The organism is uncultured Phenylobacterium sp. (genome assembly GCF_902826855.1).
Classification (GTDB): Bacteria; Pseudomonadota; Alphaproteobacteria; order Caulobacterales; family Caulobacteraceae; genus Phenylobacterium.
Window position 1 is genome coordinate 1 of record NZ_CADEGK010000098.1, and the last position, 7,431, is coordinate 7,431.

General features: G+C 69.7%; 9 protein-coding genes. 2 read left to right on the forward strand and 7 right to left on the reverse strand.

Annotated elements, in window-relative coordinates; all coding sequences use genetic code 11:
• From QZV94_RS14130 to mutM, 7 genes are all read right to left on the reverse strand, one after another.
• A partial coding sequence (locus QZV94_RS14130) for a phosphoribosylaminoimidazolesuccinocarboxamide synthase (RefSeq protein WP_293678570.1) occupies window positions 1–381 on the reverse strand: 381 nt, incomplete at its 3' end.
• A gap of 153 nt (window positions 382–534) precedes the next feature.
• Window positions 535–2,016, reverse strand: a complete 1,482-nt coding sequence (dnaA, locus tag QZV94_RS14135; protein ID WP_293678551.1) for a chromosomal replication initiator protein DnaA — start codon at window positions 2,014–2,016, stop codon at window positions 535–537.
• A gap of 404 nt (window positions 2,017–2,420) precedes the next feature.
• Entirely contained in the window at window positions 2,421–2,690 is a 270-nt protein-coding gene (gene rpsT, locus QZV94_RS14140; protein WP_293678552.1) for a 30S ribosomal protein S20, read from the reverse strand.
• Window positions 2,691–2,790: 100 nt separating this feature from the next.
• Complete coding sequence (locus QZV94_RS14145; RefSeq protein WP_293678553.1) at window positions 2,791–3,351, reverse strand: DUF5655 domain-containing protein; 561 nt, start codon at window positions 3,349–3,351, stop codon at window positions 2,791–2,793.
• 2 nt (window positions 3,352–3,353) lie between these two features.
• Entirely contained in the window at window positions 3,354–4,133 is a 780-nt protein-coding gene (locus tag QZV94_RS14150; RefSeq protein ID WP_293678554.1) for an enoyl-CoA hydratase, read from the reverse strand.
• Window positions 4,134–4,161: 28 nt separating this feature from the next.
• A complete protein-coding gene (locus QZV94_RS14155; protein ID WP_293678555.1) occupies window positions 4,162–5,019 on the reverse strand; it encodes a TraB/GumN family protein in 858 nt (285 codons plus the stop codon).
• Window positions 5,020–5,029: 10 nt separating this feature from the next.
• Window positions 5,030–5,893 (reverse strand): bifunctional DNA-formamidopyrimidine glycosylase/DNA-(apurinic or apyrimidinic site) lyase, encoded by an 864-nt coding sequence (mutM, locus tag QZV94_RS14160; protein ID WP_293678556.1) that lies wholly within the window; start codon window positions 5,891–5,893, stop codon window positions 5,030–5,032.
• 61 nt (window positions 5,894–5,954) lie between these two features.
• Here mutM and QZV94_RS14165 point away from each other — a divergent pair, with 61 nt between their 5' ends.
• Both QZV94_RS14165 and QZV94_RS14170 read left to right on the forward strand, forming a co-directional pair.
• Complete coding sequence (locus QZV94_RS14165; protein ID WP_293678557.1) at window positions 5,955–6,713, forward strand: class I SAM-dependent methyltransferase; 759 nt, start codon at window positions 5,955–5,957, stop codon at window positions 6,711–6,713.
• A gap of 35 nt (window positions 6,714–6,748) precedes the next feature.
• Window positions 6,749–7,431 (forward strand): AarF/UbiB family protein (locus QZV94_RS14170; protein WP_293678571.1); only part of this gene is annotated, 683 nt, incomplete at its 3' end.

Sequence of the window (7,431 nt, forward strand, 5' to 3'; positions counted from 1 at the left end):
GCCGGCCAGGTACATGGTCAGGATCGAGGTGCTGGTTGTACCCGCCAGGTATCCCCGCACGACGATCTCCACCGGCAGAATGCTCAGGCGCCGGCCGACGACGATGTTTGGATCGGGATAGTCCAGCACGTGGTTGGGACAGAGGTCGACGGTCTGCTCGAAGGCCCAGCGGGCGACACCATTCAGCACCTGGCCCTTGAACGGGATGCAGCACAGCACACGATCGAAGGCCGACAGGCGATCGGAGGTGACCAGGATGCGCCGCCCGTCCGGCAGATCGTAGTTGTCACGCACCTTGCCGCGATAAAGGCCGGGCAGGCGCGGGTCTATCGCATCCCGCAGCACCTGGTGGGCGCTGGCCGCCAGCCCGGCTTCGTCCATCGTCGGCACGGTGGTCTCCCTAACGAGGTCAATGAGGTCTCCCAGAGAGAGCCGGCTGTCACGCAAGACTTTCGTGCGCGCGGCTTGCACCGCCCTGCGGGCCGCAGCAGGTGTCGCATCGGCGGTGCTCCGCCGCGGCGATCTACGAAAGGGCTAGCCGCGCAGCTTGCGCAACAGCACGTCGCAGTCGCGCGCCAGGACCGGGTCGCCCGCCTTCAGTTCCTCGATCCGGCGCACGGCGTGCAGCACGGTGGTGTGGTCGCGTCCGCCGAACCGGCGGCCGATGTCCGGCAGCGAGCGGGTGGTGATCTGCTTGGCCAGCCACATGGCCACCTGCCGCGGGCGGGCCACGGCGCGCGCGCGGCGTTCGGAGATCAGGTCGGCCTGCTTCAGCCCGAAGTGCTCGGCCACGGTCTTCTGGATCACGTCCACCGTCACTTTGCGCTCATTCACGCTGAGATGGGGTCGCAGGATCGCTTGGGCCTCGTCCAGCGTCAGCCGCGCCATGCCGCCGCCCACCCGGGCCACCAGGGTATTCAGCGCGCCCTCCAGCTCGCGCACGCTGTCGGTGAAGCGGTCGGCCAGGAACTGCAGCACTTCGGACCGCGCGGCGGGCACGAAGCCGCCCTGCTGGGCCAGGGTGTGCAGCTTCCGCTCCAGGATGCCCAGGCGCAGGGTGCGGTCAGCCGGCTCGATACCGCAGACCAGCCCCGCCTGCAGATGTGAGCGTAGGCGCGGCTCCATTTCCGACAGCTCGGTGGGCGAGCGGTCGGCGGTCAGCACGACGCGGCGGCCGTCCTCGACCAGAGCGATCAGGGTGTGGAACAGCTCTTCCTGGGTCTGGGTCTTGCCGGCCACGAAATGGACGTCGTCGATCAGGAGCAGGTCGGCGTTGCGCAGTTCGTCCTTGAAGGCTGCGGTCTGCCTGTCCTGAAGGGCCTTCACGAAGGTCGAGGTGAACCGCTCGGCGGAAAGGTAGACCACCCGCTTGCCGGGCGCGGTGCGAAGCGCCTCCCAGGCCAGCGCGTTCAGCAGGTGCGTTTTACCGAAGCCGTAGGGCCCGTGGAAGACGACCGGGTTGAAGTGGCCGTCGGCCCAGGAAGCCACCCGGCGGGCGACGGCGAAAGCGAACTCGTTCGCTGGCCCAGACACGAATGTGTCGAAGTTGAAACGTTCCTGCAGGCCCTGCAGGCGGCCCTGGCGGGCGGCCACCGGGGCGACGACCTCGGCCTCGATCTCGAAGACTTCCGCGACCGGTGGAGCGATGCTCGCGACGACGCCAGGGTGCGCGGTCGGTGGCGCCTGAGGGGCATTGGCCGCCGCCGGCGGAAGAGCGTCGACTTCCATGCGCGACTTGAGGTCCAGGCGACGGTGCAGCGGGTCGTTCTGAGCCCACAGTTCGCCGATCCGGCGCCAGGCATTGTGCCGGATCCAATCACGCGCCACGCCTGTCGCGGCCACCACGCAGACCTCGTCCTGTGTCTCGCGTAGAGCCGCCTGGCCCAGCCACGATCCGAACGTGGCGTCGCCGAGTTCGCGCTTGAGAACCTGGCAGGTCTTGCTCCACACGGCCGACGCCGGCGCACTTGCCATAGCTCCCGCAACCCCCCCGCTTTTCATCCCTTGAAACCCCATCGATACCATCGACAAAGCCAGGGCCCCGAACCCCCCGACCACGCACTCTTCGTCACACACAGGTTCTCTTTCAGCGAGTGCATGCGCCCCGCCGCCGTCCCGGTTTTGGCCCCGAGATCCTTGGAAAGAACCTGTAAGAAGGCCGACACTAGTCGGGGCCATGGGGGGGTCAACGGTGATTCTTTTTACAGGCGAGACTTATTTCTGTTGACTCGTCGGGGACCCTTTTTGGCCAAAGGGAAAGGCGAAAAACCCGTATTGTGACCCGAGCTTTTGGTCGCAGATGTCGCACCCCGCCCGAGTCCGGCGCACAAAAAAAGCAGCGCCCCGAAGGGCGCCGCGGTCAGAATTCCTAGCGGGAAAGAGGGGGTGTGCTCACCCCGGCCGGCCGGCCTCAAGAGACCTCAGGCTGCGGACATCTTCCGCAGCTGAGCGGCGAGGCGAGATACCTTCCGCGAGCCCGTGTTCTTGTGCACCACTCCCTTTGTCACGGCGCGCATCAGCTCGGACTGCGCCTTGACGAAGGCGTCCTTGGCGACCGTGGCGTCGCCCGAGGCCAACGCCTCCTCGAACTTGCGCAGGAAGGTGCGCACGCGCGAGCGGCGGGCGGTGTTCACTTCAGTGCGGCGGGCGATCTTGCGGACCGCTTTCTTGGCGCCGGGCGTGTTGGCCATTCGGAACTGCTCTCACAATACGGATAGCGCCCGCCCGTTGCCGGGCAGGCGAAATTGGAGGCGCGGATATACTGAAAGGGGCCACCGGGGTCAATGCCGCTCAGACGTTGGCTTCGTAGGTCCGGCGCATCAGGTCGACCGCTTCGCCGTCCAGGTCCTCGACCGTCGTCAGGCCGAACTGCACGGGCATGTTCTCATGGCGCGAGCGCACCAGCCGTCCGCCCGGCTCCGCCTCGAGCCGGAGCGCCACGTCCACCCGCTTGAGCGTCGTGGCCTGCACCCGCACGAACGTCCGGCGCGGGGTCAGCAGCGAGACATAGGTCTTGCGCGTCTGGACCGTCACGTCTCCGAGGCCGAGCGCGGCCTCCAGCACCGCGTCATAGATCGGGCGCAGGGCCGGCCGGTCGGCGTACTGGCCATCCACCAGGCTGTCGGCGGTGGCGGTCATGAAGTCCGGGTAGCCCAACTGTTCGTAGCGCAGCAGCATGGCCGCGTAGCCGGTGACACCGCGCTCAGCGAGCCAGGCGGTGATGGCCGGGCGGTCGGGCAGGCTCGCTTGGCGGAGCCGGGCGGCCCAGGTCTCGAGGCTCTCCCCGGTGATACGCTCGAGGCGCTTGGCCTGCTCTTCGCGCCACTGCCGCCAATCCAGGGTGGCCGCCACGGCTAGCGCCCCTTGAAGGCGGGCTTCCGCTTGTCGACGAACGCCGCCATGCCCTCCTTCTGGTCCTCGAAGGCGAAAAGGGAATGGAACAGCCGCCGCTCCATGCCGACGCCGGTGGCCAGCGTCGTCTCGAAGGCCGCGTTGACCAGCTCCTTGTTCATCATCACCGCCAGCGGCGACTGGGCGGCGATCTTGCCGGCCGCGGCCACCGCCTCCTCCAGCAGTTTGTCGGCGGCGACCACGCGGGAGACCAGGCCGGCGCGCTCCGCCTCCGCCGCGTCCATCATCCGTGCGGTCAGCACCATGTCCATGGCCTTGGATTTGCCGACGGCGCGCGGCAGGCGCTGGGTGCCGCCGATGCCCGGCATGACGCCCAGGTTGATCTCCGGCTGGCCGAATTTGGCGGTTTCGGCGGCGATGATGAAGTCGCACAGCATGGCCAGTTCGCAGCCCCCGCCGAGCGCGTAGCCGGCGACCGCGGCGATGATCGGCTTCCTGAACCGCTCCACCCGCTGGCCGCCCGCCCCGAAGAAGTTGGTGGCGAACATCTGGGCGTAGGTCTTGTCGGCCATCTCCTTGATGTCCGCTCCGGCGGCGAAGGCGCGCTCCGACCCGGTCAGCACCACGCAACGAACCGCCTCGTCGGCCTCGGCCGTGTCCAGCGCGGCCGCGAGCTCGGTGAGGAGCTGGGTGTTCAGCGCGTTCAACGCCTCAGGGCGGTTCAGACGGATCAGGGTGACGCCCGCGGCAGGCGTCTCGACGATCAGGGTCTCATAGCTCATGGGGCGCTCCGGTCCGATTGAACGCGACTTACGGCCCCGTGACCGAATAGCCAAGCGCCCGCAGGCGCGCCGGCAGGCCGCCCGTGCCGATCAGGTGACCGACCCCGACCACCACGACGGTGTTGCCCTTGCCCTTGAGACGCTCGTCCAGCGTCTTGGCCCAGGCCTCGTTGCGCTGGCTGACCAGGCGGCGGAACATGCCCGGGGTGACCTTGCGCATGGGCTCCAGCGCCTCGCGGTCCAGACCGGCCGTGTCGCCGGCCATCCAGGCGCGGACGAGGGTCATGAACGCCTCGGGGTCGCGCTCCAGTTCGCGCAGGGTTTCGCGCAGGGAGACGATCTGCTCGGCCATCGGCGCCGCGTCGAAGAAGCCCATCTGCTCGGCCGGGGTCTCGAAGGCGCGCCGGGTGGCGGCGGGCGCAGCCGCGTTGATCGTCATCTCCACACCGTTGCCGGTATCGGCGCCGGCCTTGCCGTAGGCCGCGGCGGCCAGCGCCACCTCGGCCAGCCAGGGCTCGAGCCTGGAGAGCGTGGCCTTGTCCACGCCGTAGACGTAGGCGACGGCCATCAGCTTCTCGGCGTCGGCCGGTGGCAGCAGGGTGAACAGCGACTGGCCCGGCGGCAGGACGCCCAGGCGGGCAGCCAGGGCGCCGACCTCAGCCTGGGTGGCGGGGTCCATCGGCAACTCGAACCAGAGGTCGTCGGCGCGCGCCAGGGCGGCGTCCAGCGCCGCCGGGCGCCAGGTCAGCCCGGGCGGCAGGACGTGAACGGAGCCGAACATGAGGATCTCGGAATCAGCGTCCCGGACCACCCAGACCGGCGGCTCGGCGCGGGCTGGCAGGGCAATGGCGCAGGCGGCCGCGAGGCCGGCGAGGAGGGCTCTCATCTGCCGCTCGTCATTTCTGGCAAACGGGGCAGTAGAATGTCGAACGCCCGGCCTGGACCTGGCGGCCGATGACGCCCCTGCAGCCGTCGTTGCGGCAGGGCTGGCCCTCCCGGTCGTAGGTGCGGAAGCGGTGTTGAAAGTAGCCCAACGCGCCGTCGGTCTGTGCGAAGTCGCGCAAGGTCGACCCGCCGGCCGCTATCGCCTCGGACAACACCGCCTTGATCTCCGGGACCAGCCTGGCCAGCCGCGCGCCGCTGACCCCGCCGGCCGCCTTGAAGGGCGAGATACGGGCGCGGTTCAGGGCCTCGCAGACGTAGATGTTGCCCAGGCCAGCCACGATGCGCTGGTCCAGCAGCAGGGTCTTGGGCCCCTGCTTTCGGCCCGCAAAGGCGGCTTTCAGATGCGCGGCGTCGAAGGCGTCGGACAGCGGCTCAGGCCCCAGGCTCGCGAACCACGGATGCAGCCCCAGCATGGCGGTGTTGACCAGGCCCATGTAGCCGAACCGGCGGGGGTCATAGTAGGTCACCCGCGCGCCGGCCTCGGTGGTGAAGACGATGTGCGCGTGCTTGGGGTCCGGGTCGGGGGCGTAGTGGAACTCGCCGGGCCGCGTCGAGCCTTCCGGACGCGTGATCTCGAAGCGCCCGCTCATCCCCAGGTGCATCACCAGGGTGTCCTCGCGATCTAGGCGAGCCAGCAGGTACTTGGCGCGCCGTTCCAGGCGCACGACGGTGGCGCCGGTCAGGACCTGCACGAAGTTGGCCGGCAGCGGGAAGCGCAGGTCCGGCCGTCGGGCCTCGACACGCGCCAGCCGGTGTCCCTCCAGCACGGGGGCGAGGCCGCCTCGCACCGTCTCGACTTCGGGCAGCTCAGGCATGCGGTCTCGCTTGGCACGGCATCGCTGGCGCGCCAAGGCCCTGCAAGCTAGAACCCGCGGCATGACGGGACCTTCCGCCACCTTCGGCTTCCGCGACGTGGACGCGGCCGAGAAGCCCGGCCTGGTCCGGGGCGTGTTCGATCGGGTGGCGTCCCGCTACGACCTGATGAACGACCTGATGAGCGCAGGCGTGCACCGGCTCTGGAAGGACGCCGCCGCCGCACGGCTCAACCCCCAGCCCGGTGAGACCATCGTCGACTGCGCCGGAGGCACCGGCGACATGGCGCGCCGCTTCGCGAAGCTGGCCCGGCGCGCGCAGGAGCGGCGGGGCGGCGCCGACGCGAAAATCCTCGTGGTCGACTACAACGTCGAGATGATCGCCGCCGGGCGCGAGCGCGGCGGCCTGCCTGAAATCACCTGGACGGTCGGCGATGCCCAGGCCCTGCCGCTGCCCGACGCCTGCGCCGACGCCTATGTGATCAGCTTCGGCATCCGCAACGTCACCGACGTCTCCGCGGCGCTCAGCGAAGCGCGACGGGTGCTGAAGCCCGGCGGGCGATTCCTCTGCCTGGAGTTCTCGCGGCCTGTGACCGAGGCCCTGCGGGCGGCCTACGACGCCTATTCCTTCAAGGTGATCCCCGAGATCGGGGCGCGGGTGGCGAACGACCGGGAGAGCTATCAGTACCTGGTGGAGAGTATCCGCCGCTTCCCCGACCAGAAGGCTTTCGCCGCCCTGATCGGCCAGGCCGGCTTCAGCCAGGTGGGCTGGACCAACTTCACCGGCGGCGTGGCGGCCCTGCACACCGGACGGGCGATCTAGGACCCATGGCCTCCGTGGGCGCCTTCCTGCGGCTTATGGGGGCCGCGCGGATCTTGGTCCGGCACGACGCCCTGCTGCCCGCCGAGATCGATCCCTACTATTCCTCAGGCGTGCGCGTTCTGGCCCGAGCCCTGCGGTTGTTCGCCGGGCGCCGTGACGGACGGCCCGGCCAGCGGCTGGCGCGGGCCTTGGAGCAGCTGGGGCCTGTGGCGATCAAGCTCGGGCAGCTACTCGCCACCCGCGCCGACATCTTCGGCCGCACGTTCGCCGAGGACCTGGGCCACCTCAGGGACCGGCTGCCCCCGTTCGGGTCGCGTGAGGCCCGCGAGCAGGTGGAGCGTGAGCTTGGCCGTCCGGTCGAGGCGGTGTTCGAGTCCTTCGACGACACGCCCGTGGCGGCGGCGTCGCTGGCTCAGGCGCACCGGGCCACGCTGAAGGACGGCCGCCACGTGGCGGTGAAGGTGCTGCGGCCGGGGATCGAGCGCCGGCTGGTCGCCGACTGGGCTGTCCTGGATCTGGCCGGCCGGCTGATCGAGCGCTGGGTCCCGCCGGCGCGGCGCCTGGAGCCGCTGGCTTTCGCCCAGACAGTGATCCAGTTCGTCGGCGCCGGCCGCCTCCCGCCTCAGGTCCAGCTCCAGGGCGTTAGCGGCTCTCACCGCCTGGAGCCGCTGGCGTCCTGCCGTGCACGTAGCCTCCCCGCACGGCTGTTCACTCCCCC